General features: G+C 57.1%; 3 tRNA genes. All 3 read right to left on the minus strand.

Features of this window, described 5'->3' with window-relative positions:
• Positions 1 to 2 precede the first annotated feature (2 nt).
• Positions 3 to 76 (minus strand) — tRNA-Arg (locus ACP3VS_RS24470).
• 8 nt (positions 77 to 84) lie between these two features.
• A tRNA-Leu gene (locus tag ACP3VS_RS24475) sits at positions 85 to 173 on the minus strand.
• A gap of 5 nt (positions 174 to 178) precedes the next feature.
• Positions 179 to 253, minus strand: a tRNA-Gly gene (locus tag ACP3VS_RS24480).
• Between the last annotated feature and the right edge of the window lies 1 nt (position 254).

Genomic DNA, 254 nt, shown 5'->3' on the forward strand with positions numbered 1-254 from the left:
GGCGCGCCCGACAGGAGTCGAACCCATAACCTTCTGATCCGTAGTCAGACGCTCTATCCAATTGAGCTACGGGCGCATATAAAATGGTGCCGAGGACCGGAATCGAACCGGTACGGTAGTCACCTACCGCAGGATTTTAAGTCCTGTGCGTCTGCCAGTTCCGCCACCCCGGCACATTTGGAGCGGAAGACGAGGTTCGAACTCGCGACCCCCACCTTGGCAAGGTGGTGTTCTACCACTGAACTACTTCCGCA

Source organism: Lysinibacillus sp. VIII_CA (assembly GCF_049943995.1).
Taxonomy (GTDB): domain Bacteria; phylum Bacillota; class Bacilli; order Bacillales_A; family Planococcaceae; genus Lysinibacillus; species Lysinibacillus pinottii.